Annotated in this window: 20 protein-coding genes and 1 tRNA gene; 11 read left to right on the top strand and 10 right to left on the bottom strand. The window is 51.1% G+C overall.

What is annotated here, in order from left to right:
* Nucleotides 1-31: 31 nt before the first annotated feature.
* Nucleotides 32-337 (bottom strand): 50S ribosomal protein L25, encoded by a 306-nt coding sequence (gene rplY / locus M0646_RS00970; protein ID WP_286626200.1) that lies wholly within the window; start codon nt 335-337, stop codon nt 32-34.
* 14 nt (nt 338-351) lie between these two features.
* Nucleotides 352-1,695, bottom strand: coding sequence for an adenylosuccinate synthase (locus M0646_RS00965; protein WP_149817309.1), 1,344 nt, complete (start codon nt 1,693-1,695; stop codon nt 352-354).
* Between the two features lie 142 nt (nt 1,696-1,837).
* Here M0646_RS00965 and M0646_RS00960 point away from each other — a divergent pair.
* From M0646_RS00960 to M0646_RS00945, 4 genes are all read left to right on the top strand, one after another.
* Nucleotides 1,838-1,909 (top strand) — tRNA-Thr (locus M0646_RS00960).
* Between the two features lie 41 nt (nt 1,910-1,950).
* Nucleotides 1,951-2,583 (top strand): Holliday junction branch migration protein RuvA, encoded by a 633-nt coding sequence (ruvA, locus tag M0646_RS00955; protein WP_149821573.1) that lies wholly within the window; start codon nt 1,951-1,953, stop codon nt 2,581-2,583.
* Nucleotides 2,584-2,624: 41 nt separating this feature from the next.
* Nucleotides 2,625-3,602, top strand: a complete 978-nt coding sequence (gene dcm, locus M0646_RS00950) for a DNA (cytosine-5-)-methyltransferase (protein ID WP_286649767.1) — start codon at nt 2,625-2,627, stop codon at nt 3,600-3,602.
* 79 nt (nt 3,603-3,681) lie between these two features.
* The gene (locus M0646_RS00945) at nt 3,682-4,434 is read left to right on the top strand and encodes a BsaWI family type II restriction enzyme (RefSeq protein ID WP_286626196.1); all 753 of its coding nucleotides are present in this window, start codon (nt 3,682-3,684) and stop codon (nt 4,432-4,434) included.
* Nucleotides 4,435-4,503: 69 nt separating this feature from the next.
* Here the strand turns inward: M0646_RS00945 and M0646_RS00940 are convergent, their stop codons facing one another.
* On the bottom strand, nt 4,504-5,316 hold the full coding sequence (locus M0646_RS00940; RefSeq protein ID WP_149817302.1) for a hypothetical protein: 813 nt from the start codon (nt 5,314-5,316) through the stop codon (nt 4,504-4,506).
* 292 nt (nt 5,317-5,608) lie between these two features.
* On the opposite strand from M0646_RS00940, the gene M0646_RS00935 reads away from it, so the two are divergent.
* From M0646_RS00935 to M0646_RS00915, 5 genes are all read left to right on the top strand, one after another.
* A complete protein-coding gene (locus tag M0646_RS00935; protein WP_149817300.1) occupies nt 5,609-5,899 on the top strand; it encodes a YggT family protein in 291 nt (96 codons plus the stop codon).
* Nucleotides 5,900-5,927: 28 nt separating this feature from the next.
* Entirely contained in the window at nt 5,928-7,841 is a 1,914-nt protein-coding gene (gene mnmG, locus M0646_RS00930) for a tRNA uridine-5-carboxymethylaminomethyl(34) synthesis enzyme MnmG (protein WP_286649766.1), read from the top strand.
* A gap of 134 nt (nt 7,842-7,975) precedes the next feature.
* The gene (locus tag M0646_RS00925) at nt 7,976-8,548 is read left to right on the top strand and encodes a Uma2 family endonuclease (protein ID WP_149817296.1); all 573 of its coding nucleotides are present in this window, start codon (nt 7,976-7,978) and stop codon (nt 8,546-8,548) included.
* A gap of 99 nt (nt 8,549-8,647) precedes the next feature.
* The gene (locus M0646_RS00920; RefSeq protein ID WP_255451688.1) at nt 8,648-8,776 is read left to right on the top strand and encodes a hypothetical protein; all 129 of its coding nucleotides are present in this window, start codon (nt 8,648-8,650) and stop codon (nt 8,774-8,776) included.
* The gene (locus M0646_RS00915; RefSeq protein ID WP_190278140.1) at nt 8,773-9,609 is read left to right on the top strand and encodes an EcsC family protein; all 837 of its coding nucleotides are present in this window, start codon (nt 8,773-8,775) and stop codon (nt 9,607-9,609) included. Before M0646_RS00920 ends, M0646_RS00915 begins: the two co-directional genes overlap by 4 nt.
* A gap of 145 nt (nt 9,610-9,754) precedes the next feature.
* Here M0646_RS00915 and M0646_RS00910 read toward each other — a convergent pair whose 3' ends face one another.
* From M0646_RS00910 to M0646_RS00880, 7 genes are all read right to left on the bottom strand, one after another.
* Entirely contained in the window at nt 9,755-10,654 is a 900-nt protein-coding gene (locus tag M0646_RS00910) for a hypothetical protein (protein ID WP_286626189.1), read from the bottom strand.
* A 38-nt stretch (nt 10,655-10,692) separates the two neighbouring features.
* The gene (locus M0646_RS00905; protein WP_399373867.1) at nt 10,693-11,700 is read right to left on the bottom strand and encodes a transposase; all 1,008 of its coding nucleotides are present in this window, start codon (nt 11,698-11,700) and stop codon (nt 10,693-10,695) included.
* A gap of 486 nt (nt 11,701-12,186) precedes the next feature.
* Nucleotides 12,187-14,436 carry a cation:proton antiporter gene (locus M0646_RS00900; protein WP_286649765.1) on the bottom strand — a complete coding sequence of 750 codons (2,250 nt, stop codon included), beginning with the start codon at nt 14,434-14,436 and terminating at the stop codon, nt 12,187-12,189.
* Nucleotides 14,437-14,447: 11 nt separating this feature from the next.
* The gene (opcA, locus tag M0646_RS00895; protein WP_149817288.1) at nt 14,448-15,782 is read right to left on the bottom strand and encodes a glucose-6-phosphate dehydrogenase assembly protein OpcA; all 1,335 of its coding nucleotides are present in this window, start codon (nt 15,780-15,782) and stop codon (nt 14,448-14,450) included.
* Nucleotides 15,783-15,848: 66 nt separating this feature from the next.
* On the bottom strand, nt 15,849-17,378 hold the full coding sequence (gene zwf, locus M0646_RS00890) for a glucose-6-phosphate dehydrogenase (RefSeq protein ID WP_286626186.1): 1,530 nt from the start codon (nt 17,376-17,378) through the stop codon (nt 15,849-15,851).
* Between the two features lie 10 nt (nt 17,379-17,388).
* On the bottom strand, nt 17,389-18,429 hold the full coding sequence (gene fbp / locus M0646_RS00885; RefSeq protein ID WP_149817284.1) for a class 1 fructose-bisphosphatase: 1,041 nt from the start codon (nt 18,427-18,429) through the stop codon (nt 17,389-17,391).
* Nucleotides 18,430-18,506: 77 nt separating this feature from the next.
* Nucleotides 18,507-19,517 (bottom strand): isochorismatase, encoded by a 1,011-nt coding sequence (locus M0646_RS00880; protein WP_286626185.1) that lies wholly within the window; start codon nt 19,515-19,517, stop codon nt 18,507-18,509.
* A 174-nt stretch (nt 19,518-19,691) separates the two neighbouring features.
* On the opposite strand from M0646_RS00880, the gene M0646_RS00875 reads away from it, so the two are divergent.
* Nucleotides 19,692-20,300, top strand: a complete 609-nt coding sequence (locus M0646_RS00875) for a hypothetical protein (protein WP_149817280.1) — start codon at nt 19,692-19,694, stop codon at nt 20,298-20,300.
* A gap of 48 nt (nt 20,301-20,348) precedes the next feature.
* On the top strand, nt 20,349-21,590 hold the full coding sequence (locus tag M0646_RS00870) for a hypothetical protein (RefSeq protein WP_286626184.1): 1,242 nt from the start codon (nt 20,349-20,351) through the stop codon (nt 21,588-21,590).
* Nucleotides 21,591-21,596: the final 6 nt, after the last annotated feature.

Raw genomic sequence — 21,596 nt, 5'->3', positions numbered from 1 at the left:
ATCCCCACTATAGCAAATTCCCCCTCGCAGCCTAGTTTTCAGCTTTGGCTAAAAAGGAGAGGTGATAGAGGGTATCCTTGGCGGGGTGGGCTTGCACCTCTTGGAGCACCACCGTTCCCTGCCACGGCAAATCGGGGATCGAAAGCTGGATCGGGGTTTTCTGGGGACGGGCATCCCGCACCAAAAATTCGGCGGCATGGGTATCCACCACCAAGGAAATCGAAGACTCAATCGTCGAGCCGTAGAGGACGGCAGGGGTTTTGCCCTCACGGCGTAGGGCATTGGGTTTAGCATCGGCAGGGCGTAGGTGCCCCTCAATAGCTAAGGAACGAGACATTGCTGCAACTCCAATTAAGATAAAACGGGATGGACTTGGGTGCCATCATCCTTGAGGAGTGCCCGTTTCGGACCATGGATCGGATCCTCAACAATGATGGTTTGGCTGCGCTCTGCCCCCAACGAGACAATGGCGATGGGCACAGACATAATTTCAGCCAAAAACTTGAGATAGTTCAATGCCGCCTTGGGCAGATCGTCAAGGGAGCGGCAATGACGGGTGGATTGCTGCCACCCCGGCAGGGTTTCATAGATGGGACGACAGCGGGCAAATTTGAGGGCATTGCTGGGGAAGTGTTCGCAGCGCTCACCGTCAATATCGTAGGCAACACAGACTTTGATCTCTGGCAGCTCATCGAGAACATCGAGCTTCGTAATTGCCAAGCAGTCGAGACCATTGATGCGCACCGCATAACGGCCAATCACGGCATCAAACCAGCCACAGCGGCGGCGCCGTCCAGTTGTGGTACCAAATTCAGCACCGCGATCGCCCAAGAGTTCTCCCACCTCATCCAGCAGTTCCGTCGGAAAAGGCCCTTCGCCGACCCGCGTGGTATAGGCTTTGGCCACACCAATGACGCGGTCAATCATCGTTGGACCAATCCCCGCCCCAACACAAGCACCCCCGGCCACAGGGTTTGAGGAGGTGACGTAGGGATAGGTGCCATGGTCAAGGTCTAAAAGAGTACCTTGGGCACCTTCAAAGAGAATGTTGCGCCGCCGGCGGATGGCATCATCCAGCACGAGGGAACCATCGACAATGTGCGATCGCAGGCGCTCACCGTAGGCACAGTACTCTTCAATGATCGGCTGCGGTTCGAGGGGAGCCAGTCCGTAGAGCTTTTCGAGGATCAAATTCTTTTGGGCGATCGCCCACTCCAGCTTGGCGGCCAACTGATCAGCATCCAGCAGATCCAGCATGCGAATCCCCGTGCGCTCCGATTTATCGGCATAGGTGGGGCCAATGCCGCGTCCTGTGGTACCAATGCGCCGCGAGCCACGCCGTTCCTCAGCAGCAATATCCAACTGGCGATGGTAGGGCATCGTCACATGGGCTGTTTCTGCAATCAGCAGATTCTCAGTGCTCACCCCCAACTGTTCCAGTTGTTCGAGTTCCTCAAGGAGCACCTTCGGATCCACCACTGTTCCCGCGCCAATGATGCACTGGGTATCAGGGTAGAGAATCCCTGACGGAATCAGGTGCAATTTTAGGGTCTGGTCTTTGACGACAATCGTGTGACCTGCATTGACACCGCCCTGATAGCGGACTACCACATCGGCAGACTTGCTCAGGAGATCGGTGATTTTACCCTTGCCTTCATCGCCCCACTGGGCACCAACAACGACGACGTTTGCCAAGTGATTTTCTTAACTCGTTAATTAACACAATCGTCTATTGTAACCCTTGGGGCAAATGCACACAAGCGCGCGATCGCAAAAATTTTGCCATTGCCCTGCCCGTCCTAGGGGCGATCGTGCTAGCATAAATAATGCTTTGAATGCCGATGTAGCTCAGTGGTAGAGCACTCGATTCGTAATCGAGCGGTCGTGAGTTCGAATCTCATCATCGGCTTGGCTCACCCATTTCCAATCGTCTGCGAGCAGGAACAGACTGTGTTTGCCTACCTCAGAGGAACCGTTGTTGCCCATCAATCGGAGGGTGGCCATCGCTCTGCCCTGATCCTAGAGGTGAATGGGGTCGGCTATCGCTTACTGGTCACATCCCATCTGTTGCGGCAATACCCGCCGAGTGCTGAGGTGGTGCAGATTTTTACCCATCTCAGTGTCCGTGAGGATCAGATGCTCCTCTATGGCTTTGCTTCGGCAGCGGAGCGGGATCTCTTTTTGCGTTTGATCCGTGTCAATGGGGTTGGGCCACAGATGGCGCTATCGTTGCTGGATACCCTACCTTTGCCAGAACTCGTGCAGGCAATTGTGAGTGGCAATACCCGTCGTCTCAGCCGCGCGCCCGGAGTCGGCAATAAAACCGCTGAGCGCATTGCCTTGGAACTGAAAGCCGCCCTGAGTGCTTGGCGACAGGAAACGGGGTTAACAACGGCTCCCGCTGGCCTGCCCACGGAAGCGATGCGTGAAGAACTGGAGTTGACTCTTTTAGCCTTGGGTTATAGCGATCGCGAGATTGAAGCCGCCCTCACTGCCATCGGCCAAACGAGCACCCTCGCCAAGAATAGCGATCCAGAGGCATGGCTACGGGAAGCCATCACATGGTTAAGTGCCAATACCTAGGCCTTAGGATAAATAAAGACGACACCTAACTCTAGACTGCTATGGGGCAGCCAACCTTCATTGATCTATTTGCTGGCATCGGTGGCATGCGGCTCGGTTTTAGCCAAGCAGGTGGTTGCTGTGTTTTTAGCTCAGAGTGGAATAAGTTTGCCCAAATAACCTACGAAGCAAACTTTGGCGAAGTGCCAGCAGGAGACATTACTCAAATCCCCTCGGAGAGGATTCCTGACCATGACATATTATTAGCGGGTTTTCCCTGTCAGCCCTTTAGCATTGCGGGTGTCAGCAAGCACAATGCCCTAGGAATGAATCATGGTTTTCAGCACCCGACTCAAGGCAATCTATTTTTTGAAATTGCGAGGATCATCAACGATAAACGTCCTAGGGCTTTTTTGCTAGAAAATGTTAAAAATCTTCAAAGCCACGATCGCGGTAGAACCTTTCAAAGGATTCAAGAAATTCTAAATGATTTGGGATACTACATCTATTACCAAGTCATCAACGCCGTTCACTTTGTGCCTCAGCATCGAGAAAGGATTTTTATTGTGGGTTTTAGAGAACCCCTTGAATTTACATTTCCTCAATTGCCAATTCAGCAACATAGAGTTAGGGATATTCTGGAACCGTCAGTAGATGCTAAATATACGTTGAGCAATCATCTGTGGCAGTATTTGCAAAACTATGCTGAAAAGCATCGTGCCCGTGGTAATGGATTTGGCTATGGTCTAGTTGATTTAGAGGGAGTAACCCGAACATTAAGCGCAAGGTATTACAAAGATGGCTCGGAAATCCTCATTCCCCAAGAAAACAAGAATCCCCGCCGCCTGACGCCAAGGGAATGTGCCCGCTTAATGGGGTTTCCCGACTCTTTCAAAATTGTGGTGAGTGATACAAGGGCATACCAGCAGTTTGGCAATTCAGTTGTGGTGCCGTTGGTGAAAGTTATTGCTGATGAGATATTAAAATCCCTAAAGCAGGGAAAATTATTAAAACAAACTAGGCAGCTTACGCTCTTTTAGTTCAGATATGTCATTCAAGGTTTTAAGCAAGCAGGAAAAGAAAGTTTTAAGAAAGATATGTTCAGGCAATAAGTATTACATGAAGCCTATTGTTAAGAGAATTAATCAATGGGTTGCTAGTCAGAAAAACATTAAGGAAGCATGGCTATTAGTGCTTAACCAGTTACACGACATCATACGAGCTTCTCAGATTGATGTGGAAATACTTTTAGATCAAAAGGTTCAACAGGGGAAAATAGAGAATAAAAATCAAGCAATAAAGAGCATTGCTGGCAATGCTTTTTCAAACGCCTTAATTTACATCTTTCTTGTTAACAAGTGTTGCAAAAACATACCTGAATGGATGTTCATAACATCTCAGCTATCAAGTGTTCCAAATTTCAGGCAGTCAATTAATATCAATATCCAAAATGAAGTGCAAAAACCAGATATGGATATTGTGATTTATGCAAATAATAATATTAAGCAGAAACATACACCTGAAAGCTATATCATTTTGTCTCTTAAAACATCCTTAAGGGAAAGGGCGGCTCAAACTTATAAGTGGAAACTCCTAATGGAAGTTGCTCTACATAGCCCTGAATTATGCGAAAAATACAATATCTCCTATCGATCGTCAGTAGTTCCGATTATTTGCTTTGCAACAACAAACTTTTATAACGAAATTAATAACCCTCAGCAACGCGGAATGTTGAAATTCTTTGATCGGTCTTTTATCGCTAAGGAAATAATAGATTTTACAGAAGATGCGTTTATTTATCCTCTTTCTAACTTAATTCCATTTGCTATAGAAAAGCTGTCAAATCCCTATGTTCAGCTTAGTTTGTTTTAACCCGCAAATAAAAAAGGGGCAGTTTTATGCCCCCTAGTATCAGCAAACTATAGCGAACAATTTGAATCTCTAGGAAAACATGGGCAGGTGAGAATAGACGGCTGCCCACAGGGGACTCCAAGGCCCAAGGTTGAGTACTAGAGTTGCGATCGCCACGGTGCTGCTGAGCCATGTCAGCCACTGAGCGTAGATATTTGCTCCTTGTTTTTGCGTTTGCAGGTGGTCAATGGTTTGCTGAAGCTGCTCGACTTCTTGGTTGAGATCTGCAATTTCATGGTGTAGCTCGTCAATTTCACGATCGCGCTCGCTGACTGTGGCATGACAGGCCGCCAGTTCTGCCTCTTTTTCGCGACAGGTGGCTTCAATCGTGGTCAGAGAAGCAGTCAATGTCGCCGTTTGACTGGCGTATTCTTCTTCGAGGCTGCTACTGCGCTGGTAGGCGGTTTCTAGCTCTTGGCGATAGCGATCGCAATTGTCCCGTAGGGCTTCGTTTTCCGCTTGGCTAGTGTTGAGGGCATGCGTCAATTCCACCACCTGTTGGCGATAGTCACTAACTTGAGTGTGTAGTTGCTGTTGTTGGTCTTCTAGCTCTTGACAGCGGTTTTGCAGCCGTTCCACCTCTGAGCGCAATTGCTCAATTTCTTGGCGCTGGCGATCGCGCTCCTGTTCACTACGGCTGACCAGTTCCTTTAGCCCTTCGATGCGCTGGGCTTGTTCGCTGACAATCCTATGCAGGCGATCGCACTCTTCCTTCAAACGTTGCACAGAACCCTTGTACTGCCGCTGTACCCAAGCCCGCAAAAACGATAGGCCAGAGATGGTAAATCCAATCAGGGCATAGGTGCCCACCAGTGTATGACCCGTGGCCGACATCTGTAACATATTGAACCCCTGAACTTCAGTTGAATGTCAATGAAAACGCCGCCATCCAGAATACAGCCCTTTTCCCAAGGATGGAACCCGCCCAAAACAGTCAAAGCCGCTGTCGGACAGGCCTCTATCTCTTTATCCTTTGGCGATCGCTCCCCTATGCAGGGGCACAGCGATAACTTTATGGGAATGCATGCAGAAACTTCTATTTCCTAGTCTAGCGAGGGAGAATGACCGCTGGGGCTAGCTTCTTGCCAGCATTGGTACAATAAGGGATGCACTTGAATTTGCAAGGGGAAGACCAATGACCGAGGCACCTGTATTGCCCATTCTATTGATGGGGATTGCGAACTTTTTGCAGATCTACTTAATTGTGCTGCTGATTCGGGTTCTGCTGTCGTGGTTTCCCAATATCAACTGGTACAATCCGCCCTTTTCGATTCTCAGTCAGTTAACGGATCCCTACCTGAATATCTTTCGTGGTCTGATTCCCCCCATCGGCGGCCTTGACTTTTCGCCGATTATTGCCTTCTTCCTCTTGCAATTTATTGTCCAACTCTTATCGGGGTTCTCCAGTAGCGCCACATTCTTCTAAACCATCGCTAGCCTAGGGTGCAATCGCTATGTCAACGCTGCCTGCGTTTCAGGATGAATTTGATGTCATTGTTGTTGGTGCCGGTCACGCCGGCTGTGAAGCGGCCTTGGCAACGGCACGGTTGGGTTGTCGTACCCTCTTGCTGACCCTCAACCTCGATAAAATTGCTTGGCAGCCCTGTAATCCTGCCGTGGGTGGGCCGGCCAAATCGCAACTGGTGCACGAGGTGGATGCCCTCGGAGGCGAAATTGGGCGTGTGACCGATCGCACTTATCTGCAAAAGCGGCTCCTGAATGCCTCACGGGGGCCAGCGGTCTGGGCATTGCGGGCGCAAACCGATAAGCGCGAATACAGCGCCGTCATGAAGCAGGTGGTGGAAAATCAGCCCAACTTGCTGGTGCGCGAAGGCATGGTCACGGATTTAGTCCTTGATGCCAATGACACGGTGATTGGGGTTGAAACCTACTTTGGCGTCGCCTTTCGCTGTCAAGCAGTGATCCTGACAACGGGAACCTTCCTCGGTGGCCGCATTTGGGTGGGAAATAAATCCATGGCCGCTGGTCGGGCTGGCGAATTTGCTGCTGAGGGACTCTCCCAAACCTTAGCACGGCTCGGTTTTGAGGTGGATCGCCTGAAAACAGGAACGCCCGCACGGGTAGATCGGCGATCGGTGGACTACAGCAAGATGGAACCGCAACCCCCAGATGAGCAGGTACGCTGGTTTAGCTTTGACCCCACCGCATGGGTGGAAAGACCCCAAATGAACTGCTACTTGACTCGCACCACCGCTGCTACCCACCAACTCATTCGCGAGAATTTGCACCTGACGCCCGTCTATGGCGGTTGGGTGGATGCCAAAGGCCCCCGCTACTGCCCCAGCATTGAGGATAAAATTGTCCGCTTTGCTGACAAAGAAAGCCATCAAATTTTCATTGAACCCGAAGGCCGCGATACACCAGAACTCTATATCCAAGGCTTTTCCACGGGGCTACCGGAACCGCTGCAATTGCAACTGTTGCGCACCCTGCCGGGGCTAGAAAACTGCATCATGCTGCGTCCGGCCTATGCAGTGGAATACGACTACTTGCCGGCAACCCAGTGCTTTCCCACCCTGATGACGAAAAAGATTCAGGGGCTGTTTTGTGCCGGGCAAATCAACGGTACCACCGGCTATGAGGAGGCCGCCGCCCAAGGGATTGTGGCCGGGATCAATGCGGCTCGCTTTGTTCAGAGGAAACCGATGATCACCTTCCCACGCCAAGAGAGCTACATCGGCACCCTGATTGATGATCTGTGCACGAAGGAACTGCGGGAACCCTACCGCATGCTCACCAGCCGCTCGGAATATCGCTTGGTGTTGCGATCGGACAATGCTGACCAGCGGCTCACCCCCTTGGGGTATGAGATTGGCTTGGTGAGTGAAGCCCAGTGGCAAGTGTTTCAAGCAAAGCAACAGCGCCTTGCGGCGGAGACCCAACGCCTGCAAATGACGCGCATTAAAGCCCATGAACCCGTGGGCGAAGCGATTGTGGCTGCAACAGGTCAAGCGATTAAGAGTGCCATTGCCCTTGATGAGTTGCTGCGGCGATCGGGGGTACATTACGACCTATTAGATCGCCATGGCCTTGGCAATCCTGATCTGACCCCCCAAGAGAAAGAGGCGGTTGAAATTGCCATTAAGTACGCAGGCTACATTGAACGGCAGCAACGGGAAATTGAGCAGATTGCCCGTCAAGACCAGCGTCCGCTCCCTGCGGATTTGGATTACTTTGCCATCCCCACCCTTTCGATGGAAGCACGGGAAAAACTCAGTGCCATCCGCCCCCTCACCATTGGTCAAGCCAGCCGTATTGGTGGGGTCAACCCGGCAGATATTAATGCCCTTTTGGTCTATCTCCAAGTGCAACAGCAGCGGCAATCCCTAACGGCGGTGGAGGGCTAGAACCGTGTGGCCGTCTGAACTAGAGTTGTCCTATGTCAGACATCAAGCTCCCCTGTATACTTCTGGCAACCCAGTTGGGGAAGCGGGCAAGCATCTCCCTTGTCCAAAAGCTCCCTTTTTTGCAAAACAAACCCATGATTGCTCTGAACCTGCGTCCCACGATTGAATTAACTGATGAAGCCTTCGAGCAACTTTGCCGTAGTAACCCTGAGCTACGGCTAGAGCGTAGCGCCCAAGGAGAATTGATTGCCATGGCGCCTGCCGGCAGTGAAAGTAGCCGTCAAAACCTCAGTCTCAGTTCCCAGTTATGGCACTGGAACCAACAAACAAAGCTGGGTGTAGCCTTTGACTCCTCCGCTGGCTTCCGTTTGCCCAATGGCGCCATTCGCTCCCCTGATGCTGCTTGGATTGAAAAAAGTCGCTGGCAACGCCTCACGCCTGAGCAACGGCGCCGCTTTGCCCCCATCTGTCCTGATTTTGTGTTGGAACTCAAGTCACCAACGGATGATTTGGCTGCCCTCCAAGCCAAGATGCAGGAGTATGTGGACAATGGTGCCCAACTGGGTTGGTTAGTTGATCCCGAAATGCGACAGGTTTACTGTTATCGATCTGGGCAAGCTGTGCAGGTTTTGGAGCATCCCCCTTGTCTTTCAGGAGAGCCCCTGTTGCCTAACTTTGTAATGGATTTCACCTTGATTTGGGATTAGGGATTCCCTATTATAGGGTGCCTCTGCCGTTCGTACTGCCCTTCCGCAGCATGAATGCCGAGGCTTGGCGCGCCCTAGGTCAGTGCCCTGATTCGTGGAGTGGTTTGTCGCTATCGCGGTCACTCCATGGCGGGATTACAGCACTGGTTTGTGGTGGCTTGGCAATTGCTGCGGCAGGAGCAAGGTTCTCATCTTACGGTTTGTTATCCCCGGGTGTGGCCACGATGACCCGCAATCTTGCTCTTACGGATTATGAGCGGCAACAAATTAAAAAAATCAGTGCGTGGCTGCGGGAAGAAACGAACCCTCTGCAACAGGCGGTGCAATCGGTCAATGCCACAGTCGAGCGTCATGTCAGTCGGATGTTGTCCCCTGAACATCTAGCGATTCTGCGTAAGGCGGGCGATCGCCTACTAGCCAATAGTGATCAGGCTTGGCAACACCTGAAACAGCGATTGGGGAACACTCGGATGCCAGTCGATCATTGGCAGGATCTCAAGGATCAACCCCTAGAGGTGTGCGATCGCCTGCAAGCTAGGGTTGCCGGTGCGGCCTTGACCAACGCTGCCTTGGAAGCCCTGATCACTGCTCCCTTTGACTTTCTGGGCGAACTGGTGGATGTGGGGTTAACTCTGCTGTTGGGTCTCAAAACGATTCAAGCGGTGGGCTTGTGCTATGGCTTTGGCAGTGAGACCACAGTTGAACAGCACATCATCTGGGGCACATTGGGGATCAGTTTTGCCGGCACTGCCAAGGAACGTCAGCATCTATTGTTGAGTTTGCTGCATCCTTCTGAGGACAGTGAACGGGGGGCGATCGCCGGCCTCTTGGAAGACAGTGCCTTTGAGGTCTTTACTGACAACACGGTGGAGGCGGTGTTGAGTCGCGCATTAGTGATGTTGAGCGAAGAATTGAGTGGCGAGTTGATCCCCGTGATTGGCACTGCTTTGGGGGTTCTGGAAAGCGAACAATTTGCCCGAGAAGTGGCAACGACCACGCGATATGTTTATCAGTTGCGTTGGCTACTGCGTGCTCACGGTGGCAGTGGAGTGGATGGTTGACAACGGCTACCGCCGCCAAAGTCCATGGTCGTGCCAAAATCTCTGTAGAAGAAACAATCCACTACTATCTTGCCGATGACGCTGTTTTGGAATGGCTACCTCAAGAAAAGAAACAGTCGTTTGTCACTATCGGGGTTACTCAATTTTATTCAATTAATGGAGTCAATTCTCTTTTCATTTCTTCTGCTGTCTTGATACAGTTAAATCCCCAAAAATAGTTACAGGCTTCATACTGATCATGTGTAACACTCAGTGAGATATCGCGAAATAAATTTGTTAAATGTGATGAAATTGATTGATATGTTTTTCTTTCTTGATAAGATTTTATACCATTCTCTACCCTGATTTTCAAGGGAATGTTGATCAGAACATCTGCTGTACAGATTATCTGTTGTTCAAATAGCCAATGGGGTTTATTCATGTAAATACAGTACCCAATGTGAGTACCAATAGCGTTAGAAGCAGTGACATCTGACAGCCAAATGATTGATTTAAGACGATTCAGAAAATTCCAATCATAAATGTGACCTGCTGTTGTGCAGTGAAACCCTGCATTCAGGTAGAGTTCTACAATTTCAGGACGGCAATCTTTCCAGTAAAAACAAATAAGTACTGATTCAAACTGATGATCCTTTGATACTCTTCTAAGCCATTCGATAGCCTGTAAATGATTGAATGAAGTTTTAATTAGATGAGTTGAGTGTGCAGGGAAAAATAGTAGCGTTTTTCCAAGTTTTTTCTTGTAATCCTTTAGTGTTTCAATATCGATTAACTCTGCGTAATGTATATATGGCCCTATAGGTAATAATTTCCTCTCTGTATACTTTGAAATAACTTCTTTTCTAAACTCACTGAATGTAATAATTGCCCTTGCAAAGGGATCATCGTCAGGTGCTCCGGAATCATCTAGATAACAACCATGTTCGATAGGCGCCAGAAGCTTTTTTTTAGGCTGAATGCCAGCGTACTGCTTGATTGTTTTGGATATACCGTAGAGTGAATTTTGTGAAAATTCTTCTGGAACTAAGTGATAGCAAGCTCTCATAGGCAGAAGTGTTGAATTCTGCAACAAAACTTAACATTTTAAGTGACCAGTAGCTCTGGCTGCCAATCAAAGCTCCAATGCACTATTGAGCAGCGACGACTGAGTTCCAGTTGCAAATATCGCAATTTGTCTAATAGCTTCTTCCCAAAGTATTCAGGTATCTCCACCAGCTCTAAAATTAAATAGGCAATTAAAACCATATAAATCTGATTTATCACCCCGTTCAAACTCTTCGTAATCAACTTGTCTAATGATAAATGCATCTTCAGAAATTTCCATAGGTTCTCAATCGCCCACCGATGCCGATATAACTCACTCACTTCCTCATCACTCAGCTCCTTTAGATTTGTCGCTATACGAAACTCCGTTTGATTCTCGTCAAAAAATTGAACCACGCGATATCTCTCATGATTGAGCTTCATTCTCATGTTATTCTTGATACGTACAACAAATGGGCACTTCCTCTCACTTAGTCGCTCTAAAAATTGCCAGCTCGCAAACCCTCTATCCATGATTACAACAGCATTCTCAGGGATCATTTCTAGAATCTCCTCTTGAAAGCTCAGGTCATGTCTCTCCCCAAAAGAAATCACCGCTTTACCCATGATGTTCTCTGTTAAATCAAATCCCGTAAGTAACTTCACTTGATGATATTTATAGAACCAAAAGAGTTTACTGGTCAGGGTAATGATGGTTGAATCGATAGGAAACAGCGTCATGCTTGAAGTACGATGTCTCTTTTGAGCTTGAGACATCAGTTGAGTGTAAATCCCCTCAAATAAGCTGGTTGTCCGAGTTTTGTTGGCTTTGGAAAACGTGGACATATCCACTGTAATCCCTGCATGATTCAAGCGATAAAATAAGGCTCTCATACTGGTTAACCCTTGGTCGAGAACGTAGGTCAACCAGATTTTGAAGAACAATTGAGAGTTCAGCACGGGGTAGTCACAGGGGCTGAGCCGATTGAGAATGGACTTGACAAGAGTTGCAAAAGATGCCATAGTAAATTGATTTTTTCTTCTTCTTTTAAGGGAAGAATATGACATTTCTTCCCTTTTTTCTAGCCTCTCAAACTATCTTTCAACACTTCTGTCTCATAGGGATATCTACTATATTATTAATATCCCGATCAAACTGAAGTATGTTTGCATTCTTTTCTATGTAGGGCAAGTATAGGTAAGACTCAAGTTTTGTAATTGGGTTTCTTGCCGGTGCAATCAGAAACAGTCTAATAGCCCTGATCGTTTTCCTAATTCCTCTTAAAAAAAATTGATTTAGTAACATGACTTCTTGTATCTGCTTTTTTGGAGAAGGAATGATTTTTCTTATAAGATTATACTAGGGGTTGACTCTTGTTAACAGAAGCCAAAGCTAATTTGGCTAGTAATAATAATAGAGTTTCTTAAGTCTGGCTAAATGAGATTGGCGGTGCTGTTGGGCTTGAATAGAAGATCATTTGGGGCACGTTGGGGTGAGTTTTCTAGCTATAGTCAAGGAACATCAGTATCCCCACGGTGCTCGCTACTGCGTGCTCACGGTGGCAGCGGAGTGGATCGCGCTTGCAGTTGATCACCAATGCGCTGTAGGGCATTCATAGAGCCAGTGAGAAGGAGGCGATCGCCCGCCATTAGGGGACAGTCCTCCTTGGGTTCCAAGAGCAGCGTTCCCTCTCGCCGCAGGGCACGGATGGTGATGGTCTCAGGCAGATGCAGATCGGCAATGGTGCGATGTTGTTCGCCAATCTCTTTGGGCAACATGATCCAAAGAAACAAGGTTTCCCCTTGGGGCACACTGACACGGCCATTGATCAGGGCTTCACAAGCTTCAAACTCTGCTGGCTGACCAACAATCAGGAGGCGATCGCCCCCCTGCAGACAGGTTTCACCACTGGGATAATCCACCTCAGTACCATCGGCACGGACAATGGCCAACAGAGTCACCCCCGTCAACTGGCGCAGTTGAATTTCCGCAAGACTCATGCCCCGAATGGGGGAATCCTCAGGGACGGTCAGCCAGCGACTATTCATATCCTGAGCCGCTTGCCGCAGGAGACGGGCGGTTCCCTCAGGGGGAGTATCGCCGCGCAAATTGGCGTAGTGGCTGTCGCGCACCTGTTGTACCTGCTGCTGAATGTGGCGTTCACCCATGCCTAGCGTAAAGAATAGATGAGCGGCCAACTCCAGACTGGCTTCAAACTCGGGCTGCACCACCTCCCGTGCCCCCAGTTGATAAAGCAACTCAATGTCGCGATCGCTATTGGCGCGCACAATAACATCCAGTTCCGGGGCAAACTCTAGGGCACGCTTGAGACAGAGGCGGGTACTCATACTCTCCGAGAGGGCGATCGCCATACCAAGGGCTTGATCGACGCCTGCTTTGGCCAGAATGGTGGTACTAGCAGCATTGCCGTAAATGTAGGGCAGTTGGGCATCGCGCACTTCGTTAATCACCGTTTCACTTTGCTCAATGACCAACACGGGATAATTTTGTTTCTGGAGCAGCTTCACCACACTCTTGCCGACGCGACCATAGCCACAGACAATCACATGATTCCGCTGCGGCAACCCCGTTAAATCCATGTCGAGGATTTCATCTTCCTTGAGAATACGGCGCAGTAGGGGCAGTTCCAACAGCACAGGCACCAGCTTTAACAAAAAGGGCGTCACCAGCAACGTCACTGCTGTCGTGCCGAGGGTGAGCAGATAAACTTGTTGGGACACCAACCCCAAGCCCCGCCCTGCTGTCAGCAGTACAAAGGAAAATTCCCCAATCTGAGCCAGCCCAATCCCCGCCAGTAACGACGTTTTCCACGAATAGCCAAAGAGCTTGACAATGGGGGTGGTGATCAGGAATTTACCCAGAATCACTAGGCTCACCAGTTCAATAATGCGATCCAAGTGCTGCCAGAGAAACACTGGATCAATGAGCATACCAATGGAAGCAAAAAAGAGCGTGGTAAAGACATCGCGGATCGATTCCACGTAATCGAGGGTTTGATCGGCATACTCCACCTCGGAGATCATCAGACCGGCAATAAAGGCACCAATCTCAATCGAAAGCCCCAAATACTGGGTCAGCAGGGCAATTCCCAAACAGAGGGCAACGACGCCTAAAAGGAAAAGCTCACGACTTTCTGTTTTGGCCAGTAGCCGTAGCAGAGGCGGCAGCAACCACATCCCAGCGGCGATCGCCCCCACGGCAATCAAAGCAATGGTCAAGACTGCTTGGCCGAGGGCAAGTCCCAACTCCTCTGGGGGCTTGTTCAGGGCGGGTAAGACGGCAATCATCAAGCCCACCGCCAGATCCTGCACCACCAAGATGCCCAGCATAATTTGCCCTTGGATCGACTCCAGCTCATTGCGATCCATGAGGCTGCGCAGCACCACTGCTGTTGACGAGAGGGAGAGGACAGCACCGAGGAAAATCCCCTGATTGGGGGAACTTACCCAGCCAACCCCAACGGAAATGAGCGTTGTAACTGCAATGGTCAGGAGAATTTGCAGGGCACTGCCCCCCAAGCTAACCCCTTGAACTTTGCGAATTTCACCGAGGGAGAAGCTCACCCCTAGGGCAAAGAGCAAAAAGGCCACCCCCAGTTGTGCCAAACCTTCCACCTGGGGTACTTCCTTGAGGAGTCCCAAGCCCGTTGGCCCGACCAACATACCGGCCAAAAGGTAGCCCAGCAGGATCGGTTGTCGCAGCAAAGCCGCCAACACACCCCCCACTGCCGCTGCCCCCAGTACCACACTGAGGTCAATGACAAGGCGAAAATCTTCAGTCATGGGATCTCATGCTAGGGCATCAAGGCTAGCATCTGAGCCACAACGGCAAAACTCTCACTGTAGAGGAAGTCTTGTCCCCAGCGCTGAAGTTCCTGACTCAAGAGCACCTCAGCCGTGAGATCACTCAGGGGAGACACATGATAAGTACGGCACATTTGAGCACTGCCCCCGGCCTCCATGCGCATACAGCCACGGGTTTCTGAGCAAATGATTGTACAGCAATCGGCTTGGAGATTGGAGGAGGTGAGTTTGAGGTCAATTAAATCCCCCAGCACGAGGCCAGCATCACCCGTGGGAATACCTGCTAATTCTGCCTTAATCAACCGTTGATCGGAGGCCACCAATTCCACGTGATAGACATCATAGTCACCGCACTCGTGGCGGATCTGGCGCGGCTGCCACTGAAGCCGGGAAGCTAACCAGCCAAGGTACATTAAAGCTTGGGCAGGATTGCCCTTTTCGTAGTCAATGACCACCTGATCAATTTCCTGAATGGCCAAACGGCGTTCGGGGGGATCAAAGGCTTCGGCGGCCAGTTCTTGCCATGCCCCCAGACGGCGCCAGTTCAAATCTGCGAGGGGAAGGTTCTGCTCCAGCAAAGGCGCGATCGCCCGCAAGCCCCGCAGCGGATCGAGAAATTCACTGGAATCCACAATCACGCGGCTAAATTGGGGCGCAAGGGTTTGAAACAACTCAAAGTTATTGAACAAGTCCCCCTTCCACCACAAAAAGCGGGGGAGTTCGCGAATGATTAAAGACTGCAACAGGGGTTCCACCCGCTGGAAGGCGCTATGGGTGCCCTTGAGGGTAATGTATTCACAGCAAACGAGGGAACTGCGCATCTTTTTGTTAATCGGGCAGTAGGCCGCCACCTGAGCAGTAATTCCCGTATCTTCGCCAAGGGTAGGACACAGGGCAATCACCCGACAGGGATTTTGGCTGGCGATCGCGTCAGCAATGCCACTACCGCGCATATCTACCGCATAGCGATCGCCCCGAGGGGTTCCCTGAGCATATTCTGCCTGCAAGGCCTGCCGCAGTTGGGGCGTGACTCGACCCGTCAAGGGCAAGTTGTGATTCTTTTCAGCAGCACGAATCGCCGACTGCATGCGGGGGCCAAGGATACCATCAATGGGGCCTGTGTAGTAGCCCAAGGCCGCTAGCAATTGTTGGGTATCATCCGCCTCATAGACAACTAGGGTAAAGGTGGTTGCCCGCACTGCTGCTGGCGCCGTACCATCTCCGCCATGGCTGAGCCAAATTTGCCGCAAACTTTGCTCAATATCATCTAACGAGACATCCACGGGATCTTGGAGCGCTACGAGGGGAGTTGATTCAGTTGCCATACCTAGGTACCTATCTGTGAATGAAGTTCGGCCTTGATTCCCATCTCTTCCCATGATGGATAAAGATCACAGTCGCCGCCACCGCCGACCATCGGCATTAATCATCGCTTCTGCGGCATCGGGATCCCATGTCCCCGCTTCATAGGTGGGAATCGTGTCTGGATCCGTAGGGGCATCCCAAGCACTGAGCACTGGCATCACCACCCGCCAAGCCGCTTCCACCTCATCTGCCCGGGTAAACAGGGTTTGATCCCCGAGCATGCAGTCCAGTAAGAGCCGCGCATAGGCATCCGCCGTTGCCATTCCAAAGGAGGAGCCGTAGCTAAAGTCCATTTCCACCGTGCGCGTGCGCAGATCTGCACCGGGCATCTTTGCCTCAAAGCGCAGGGCAATCCCCTCATTCGGCTGGATACGCATTGTTAGAATATTGGGGTTAGTTTGGCGGGCGGCCGACTGGAAAATCAGCAGGGGCACATCGCGAAACTGAATCGAGATTTCCGTCACTTTTTTTGCCAAGCGTTTACCCGTGCGCAAATAAAAGGGCACCCCCTGCCAGCGCCAGTTATCAATCACCAGTTTGAGTGCCACATAGGTGGGGGTGGTGGAGGTGGGACTCACCCCCGGTTCTTCGCGGTAACCCACCACAGGTTTGCCCTTCATCCAGCCGGCTCGGTATTGGCCGCGGACAGCACAGGCATCGAGATTATCCAAATCTGCTAAACGGGTGGCTTGGAGCACCTTCACCTTTTCGTTGCGCAGACTATCGGCATCGAGGGCATTGGGGGGTTCCATGGCGGTCAAGGCCAATAACTGAAGGATGTGGTTTTGCACCATGTCCCGCAGAGCACCCGAAGTTTCATAGTAGCCCGCGCGGTCTTCAACCCCCACGGTTTCGGCAACGGTAATCTGCACATGATCTACGTACTGGCGGTTCCAGAGGGGTTCAAAAATAGCATTAGCAAAGCGAAACACCATCAGGTTTTGAACGGTTTCTTTGCCGAGGTAGTGGTCAATACGGTAAACCTGCTCCTCTTTGCACACCGACTGCACCACTTCATTGAGGACTTGGGCAGAGGTGAGATCGCGGCCAAAGGGCTTTTCAATGACGAGGCGATGCTTTTGGGGATCACTCAATAGACCGGCTGCCCCTAGTTGTTGAATCGCTTCAACGAAAAAGCTCGGTGAGACCGCAAGGTAAAAGACGCGATTGCCGCGAGTTTGGCGTTTTTCATCCAGCTCGGCCAAGAGGGTTTTCAGTTTGGTGTAGGCGGCGGGATCATCCATATTGCCAGAGCAGTAAAACAGGCCTTGGGCAAATTCCTGCCACAGGGGTTCCGCCTGAATGCCGCCGCCAAATTCCTCGACCCCTTGGCGCAGATGCTCGCGAAAATAGTCATCACTCCAGTCGCGACGCGCCACACCAACAATCGTGAGTTCTGGGGGCAGACGGCGTTCCAGTTTCAGTTGATAAATGGAGGGAATGAGCTTGCGCTGGGTGAGATCTCCACTGGCACCAAAAATCACTAGAATCAGTGGTTCTGGGGTGCGCTCTTGGCGTAATCCGACCCGCAGGGGATTTTCAAATAGGGTTACCATGGGTTTACACCTAAGTCACGGTTGGATTGGCAGGGGCTTGCCGGATGAAGGATTCAACGAGAGCAACATTCTCAGGACTGCCAATGATCAGCGGTGTGCGCATGTGCAGATGATCAGGCACGACATCGAGGAGGGGTTGGGTGCCGGTACTGGCTTTGCCACCGGCCTGTTCCACGAGGAAGGCGATCGGTGCCGCTTCGTAGAGTAGACGCAACTTACCCGCCGGATTTTTTTGGGTGCCCGGATAGAGAAAGACCCCCCCCTGCATGAGGATGCGGTGAATATCGCCGACAAGGGCACCACTGTAGCGGGCACTGTAGCCGGGCTGGCGATGGACATGGCGGACATAGTTACGAATGGATTCTTCCCATGCCCAGAAGTTGCCTTCGTTGACACTGTAGATCGGGCCACTAGCGGGAATTTGCAGGTTCTCGATCGCCAGAATAAATTCTCCGAGGCTAGGGTCAAGGACAAAAACATGGGTGCCCCTGCCCAGGGAATAGACCAGCATCGTACTAGGGCCATAGAGAATGTAGCCAGCGGCAATTTGCTTGTGGCCATCTTGTAGAAGATCAGCAGCGGTGCCGTCTAGATCAGTGCCCTCCTGCTGGCGAATCGCAAAAATTGATCCCACGTTCAGGTTAATGTCCACATTGGAGGAACCATCGAGGGGGTCGTAGAGGAGGGTATAGCGACCAATGGGGCAATTTTCTGGAATGTAGTAGGGCTTCTCCATTTCCTCGGAGGCGAGGCGACACACTAGGCCACTTTGCTTGAAGGCCGCAATAAAGACTTCATTGGCATAGACATCCATTTTTTTGACGTCTTCCCCTTGGATGTTCACTGCCCCCGTAAAGCCCAACACCCCCTCCATGAGACCCGCTCGACTCAAACGGCGGGCAATGAGCTTGCCAGCAAGGGCAATGCGATTCATTAGGGCACTGAGGTCTTGGGCAGCGGCGTCAAAGCTTTGGAGTTGCTGGAGAACGTGCCGAGATAGGGTCAAACAATCGCGATCGAGAGCCTGTTCATGGGCTGCGTAGTCAGTCATTGCCCCTCCCTAGTGAGGATGCGTCTAGCCCCGATCCTAAACTGTCTCTTTTCAGAAGTGGTAAGTCTTTAGATCAACTAAAGATTCCAAGGAGCACTGCTAGTGGTGATCCGGTGCATGCCGGCAGCAGCAAACTCGGCAAAGGTTGCATTGGCAGTTTCACTAAAGTCCACGACCCCCGGCACCACCACAGGGGACATACAATCCTCAAGGAGATAGACCCGCTGGGCGAGTTGGGGATCGCGCTGCTGAATTTCACTGAGCAGGTCAGCCACCGTCCAAGCAACACAGTGACTTTTGGCTTGACCGGCAATGATCAGGCGATCGCCCGCCAGCAGATGCTCAATCAAAGCCCGATTCACCGCCACTAAGGGACGCCCTTGGGGGTCATGGCTCACCTCTGGCCGCAGCACCGAATAATTTTCGGTCAGGGGATGGCTCCCCTTGAGTTCGATGCGGGTTTGCTGCTGTCGCGCCACGGTGTGAAAGAAACAGGCCTCCTCCACAGCAGACACCAGTGCATGACCAATTCCCCCCAGCATCGAGTGGTAAGGCCAAATCGTCAACGGAAATTTGCCTTTGGCGGCTAACTGGGCAACATAGTGCCGGGCATAGGCCTGCAAACTTTCTTGATCAGTCATGCCGAGGGAGGTCAGCAAATGGGGATTGGGTTGCCAGCGCCCGCGCTCAACATCGTCAACGGTAATCGTGGTTAGGGGTGGCGGCGGTTCCCCGGTAGCATCTCTCCAAAAGAGGGGATGAAAAATTTGACTGGCGGTATGGGTATCGAGGGTAACGATAATCTCGCTAATGTGAGTAAGGTGGGTATAGATAAAGCGGCAGAGGCGTTGATTATCCGCAACGGCACCGTGGACAAATAGCTCAAAGTCGGGTAAGCAAAACGTGTTTTGGACATCAATGAGCAAAAGGATCGTACGCTGCTGATCCTCAGCGGCAGGGGGAATTTGATACCGCTGTGCCCATTGCCGCGCCTGCGCTGCCCGCTCTTGGTAGGGAACGCGCCACACTTGAGCAACCTTAGTGGCATCAAAAAATTCAGGGATGGGCAGTTCTGTGATCGGCGCCATAGGCAAGGGCTCCGCTGCAGACCCGCTGCAAAATAGTGTAATAAAGTATTTGCGGATACAATTGTTAATTTTTAATAAAAATCTAGAATATCAGAAATTCTACGGATGCGCAACAATTGATTCCCTCTATAAAGTAGAGTTAGTCAAAGCTTAATCTTGATTAGGAAACTCGCAATGCTGGTGCGTACACTCAAGAGTGTTTTAGAACAACACATTGCTGGGGTGCCGGGCGTTTTGGCCGTGTTGATTGGCCGCATGACGGATGGAGCAACCATTGCCGAAATTAACTACAGTGGCAACAGCCTTGAAAATGAGTCCTTGAGTTCTTTGGGTGCCTATGCCAGCGATCTGCTGCGAGCCAACAATCGCGTGTGCCAAGTGGTGGATCCGGCCTCGGAGGCAGACTATCTGCTAGCGGGTTCGGCAGAGGTACGACTGGTCATCAAAGCCTTCAGCAAAACTCCCTACTTTGTCCTGTTTCTGACCAAGGGTAGCACGAACCTGAAGCTGGTCTTTGAGCGCATTAAGGCGATCTTGGCGGATGGCAAGCCACTGCTGCCCCCCGTGCAGGATAACACGACCTCCGTCGCTCAACTGCTGCTTAGTTATGCCCGTCGCTATGCCCCGGATCCCAACTTTGTGACGCTGCGGCTCTCGTTGAAAACGGGCTTGCACCGCGAGCGGCTGGAACAAGGCCAATTGGATGAGCGGGAAGTGCGGATTCTCTATAAGGGTGTGGCCGATATTTTGGGCGTGGAACGTCTCCCCGTTGCGCTTCCCTAGTGTTGTTGAACTGCCCCTAATTAGAAACTTAAGAAAAGATTTGTACCCATGTTTGAGCATCTCCGTATCGATCGCCCCCGCAAGCTGGTGGCTTTTTTTAACGAGCCGGTAATTTTTCACTGCCACCACTACAACCTATTTCTCCAGCAAACCATTGAAGACCCCGACTGGATTGATGGCGTCACTATCCTACAGACCTCAGCCCAAGAGATTTTCTATAGCTTGCTCGCCAATGCCTTTAATACGTTGGGAGTGCAAACGCCAGCGGAACGCCTTGCCACCGCCGCCCAAATTTTTAGCTTCTTGGGCTTTGGCCGCCTCAACTTTGAGGTGACAGAAGAGGGGGGTGAGGTGGAATTAACCCACTCCCACTATGCAGAGGGCTGGCTTGGAAAATACGGTGAGCAGGTGAGCCGCACGAAACCCATTGATCACTTGGCGGTGGGTTATGTGGCGGCAGCCCTAGATGCCACCTTTGCGGCGTTGGGTACCTATGTGGCTGAAGAAACCAGTTGTATGGCGGTGACGCGGCAGGATCACTGCATGATCCATGTGACCAAAGCACCGGTGCGCCGCTCCCTAACACCGAGTCCGCAAATGGGCAAGCTCATTGATCAACCCGTCCCGTTGCCAAAAGCAGAAACCAGTGTGGACTACGATGCGGTGAACGAAGCTCTGTGGGGACTGCCCCTGGAAGGGGATGCGAATGGTCAAATTCGTGCCTTTAATGTGCTGCTGACGCGGATGCCTGCCAACTACTACAACCGCATTCAGTACCGTTTCCTTGATGAGCTGCAAAAGGTGGATCCACAGCTTTTAGAGGTGGGACAGGCGTTGATTCGTGAATCGGGCCATGTTTGTGTCTTTTATACCTTTGGCAATATCATGGAATCCTTGGAGTGGGAAACGGTCGTTGGCCCGATGTTGAAAACCGATACCGATTGGATTCACGGGGGCTATGCCGTTGCCAGTAGTTTGGGGTGGGGGCGTTGGCAAGCCCTAGAGGTGGTCAGGAATGAATCCTGTCGGGTGGCCATTGATGGCAACTACGAAACCAACTACTTCTTAGCCTCTTATCCCCATGCTGCCCAACCGGCCTGCTATTTTGCCCAAGGGGCGGTACCGGCAATGATGAACATTGTCTATAACGGGCGCATTCAACAGAAGCCTGTCTTAGATGAGGCGTTTTACAATCGTCTCTTTCAACGGGGCGGTGTGTTTCAAGGGGCAGAGGTGAAGGCGCGGGAAAAGGGCGATCCTTGGTGTGAATTTTATGCTCAACGCCTATAAGTTAAG

Origin of the sequence: Thermosynechococcus sp. B3 (assembly GCF_030323045.1) — a bacterium.
Lineage (GTDB): Bacteria > Cyanobacteriota > Cyanobacteriia > Thermosynechococcales > Thermosynechococcaceae > Thermosynechococcus.
This window is presented reverse-complemented; position numbering and strand designations above follow the sequence as displayed.

What these genes read in the sequence shown, in the direction of transcription:
- rplY (WP_286626200.1), bottom strand. Translation starts at nt 337, where the DNA reads ATGTCTCGTTCCTTAGCTATTGAGGGGCACCTACGCCCTGCCGATGCT.
- dcm (WP_286649767.1), top strand. Translation starts at nt 2,625, where the DNA reads ATGGGGCAGCCAACCTTCATTGATCTATTTGCTGGCATCGGTGGCATG.
- M0646_RS00945 (WP_286626196.1), top strand. Translation starts at nt 3,682, where the DNA reads ATGAAGCCTATTGTTAAGAGAATTAATCAATGGGTTGCTAGTCAGAAA.
- M0646_RS00940 (WP_149817302.1), bottom strand. Translation starts at nt 5,316, where the DNA reads ATGTTACAGATGTCGGCCACGGGTCATACACTGGTGGGCACCTATGCC.
- M0646_RS00935 (WP_149817300.1), top strand. Translation starts at nt 5,609, where the DNA reads ATGACCGAGGCACCTGTATTGCCCATTCTATTGATGGGGATTGCGAAC.
- mnmG (WP_286649766.1), top strand. Translation starts at nt 5,928, where the DNA reads ATGTCAACGCTGCCTGCGTTTCAGGATGAATTTGATGTCATTGTTGTT.
- M0646_RS00925 (WP_149817296.1), top strand. Translation starts at nt 7,976, where the DNA reads ATGATTGCTCTGAACCTGCGTCCCACGATTGAATTAACTGATGAAGCC.
- M0646_RS00915 (WP_190278140.1), top strand. Translation starts at nt 8,773, where the DNA reads ATGACCCGCAATCTTGCTCTTACGGATTATGAGCGGCAACAAATTAAA.
- M0646_RS00910 (WP_286626189.1), bottom strand. Translation starts at nt 10,654, where the DNA reads ATGAGAGCTTGCTATCACTTAGTTCCAGAAGAATTTTCACAAAATTCA.
- M0646_RS00905 (WP_399373867.1), bottom strand. Translation starts at nt 11,700, where the DNA reads ATGTCATATTCTTCCCTTAAAAGAAGAAGAAAAAATCAATTTACTATG.
- M0646_RS00900 (WP_286649765.1), bottom strand. Translation starts at nt 14,436, where the DNA reads ATGACTGAAGATTTTCGCCTTGTCATTGACCTCAGTGTGGTACTGGGG.
- opcA (WP_149817288.1), bottom strand. Translation starts at nt 15,782, where the DNA reads ATGGCAACTGAATCAACTCCCCTCGTAGCGCTCCAAGATCCCGTGGAT.
- zwf (WP_286626186.1), bottom strand. Translation starts at nt 17,378, where the DNA reads ATGGTAACCCTATTTGAAAATCCCCTGCGGGTCGGATTACGCCAAGAG.
- fbp (WP_149817284.1), bottom strand. Translation starts at nt 18,429, where the DNA reads ATGACTGACTACGCAGCCCATGAACAGGCTCTCGATCGCGATTGTTTG.
- M0646_RS00880 (WP_286626185.1), bottom strand. Translation starts at nt 19,517, where the DNA reads ATGGCGCCGATCACAGAACTGCCCATCCCTGAATTTTTTGATGCCACT.
- M0646_RS00875 (WP_149817280.1), top strand. Translation starts at nt 19,692, where the DNA reads ATGCTGGTGCGTACACTCAAGAGTGTTTTAGAACAACACATTGCTGGG.
- M0646_RS00870 (WP_286626184.1), top strand. Translation starts at nt 20,349, where the DNA reads ATGTTTGAGCATCTCCGTATCGATCGCCCCCGCAAGCTGGTGGCTTTT.